The sequence below is a fragment of the Streptomyces katrae genome (genome assembly GCF_000966975.1).
Taxonomy (GTDB): Bacteria; Actinomycetota; Actinomycetes; order Streptomycetales; family Streptomycetaceae; genus Streptomyces; species Streptomyces katrae.
This window is the reverse complement of the sequence record NZ_JZWV01000184.1, coordinates 1-822: the sequence shown is the minus strand read 5'-3', so window position 1 is coordinate 822 and position 822 is coordinate 1. Positions and strand designations below refer to the sequence as shown.

The window sequence follows — 822 nt, the reverse complement described above, 5'->3', positions numbered from 1 at the left end:
ATGCGGTTGAGGGCGCCGGCGACCTGGCCGACCTCGGTGCGCGGGTCGGCGTCGGGCAGCGGGCCCGGCATGGCGCGACCTCGCCGCTCGCGAGGGGCAGCTCCGCCACCTCCGCGGCGCGGGCGGTGACCCGTCGCAGGGGTGTCAGGGAGATCCGTACCCAGGCGGCGGCCGCGATGCCGGTGAGTGCCAGGGCCGTGCCGAACAGGGCGGCCTCGACCGCCTCGACGCGGTGGACGGTCTCTTCCAGCGGGTGCAGGGGCAGTCCGGTCACCAGGACGTCACCGTCGTCGCCCCGTACGGCGGTGACGCGGTAGCGGCCGGGGCCGGAGAGGCGGAGGGAGTGTCCGTGGCCGTCGGCGGGGACGCGGGCGAGGGCCTGGCGGTCGCCGGGGGTGAGGGTGAGGGTGCGGTCGGCCGCGTGGTCGACGACGGCGGCCTGGGTGACGGTGCCGTTCAACAGGCGTGCGCCGAAGGTTCCGTCGGCCTGGCCGCGGGTGTCGGGGCGGTTGTCGGCGTCGGGTACGGTCTCGTGCTCCAGGCTGGCGGCGAAGCGGCCCTGGGACGCGGTGAGCTGCTCGTCCAGCCGTCCGGTCAGGAACCCGCGCAGGGCCACGGCGGTGGTGACGCCGACGGCCAGGCAGGCCATGGCCAGGAGGGCGACCAGCCCGGCAGTGAGCTGGCCGCGCAACGTGCGGGGCACGAGGTGTCTCACGGGCCGCCACCGGGTTTCAGCACGTAGCCGAGGCCGCGGACCGTGTGGATCATCGGGGGCCGCCCCGCGTCGATCTTCTTGCGCAGGTAGCTGATGTAGAGCTCTAC

General features: G+C 75.2%; 1 protein-coding gene and 1 pseudogene. Both read right to left on the bottom strand.

The window, feature by feature from the left end; genetic code table 11:
• Positions 1-715: pseudogene (locus VR44_RS08800) on the bottom strand (two-component sensor histidine kinase); the annotation flags it as partial.
• The coding region (locus tag VR44_RS42365; RefSeq protein WP_211275041.1) for a winged helix-turn-helix domain-containing protein at positions 712-822 on the bottom strand (111 nt) is incomplete at its 5' end. The pseudogene VR44_RS08800 and the gene VR44_RS42365, both read right to left, overlap by 4 nt.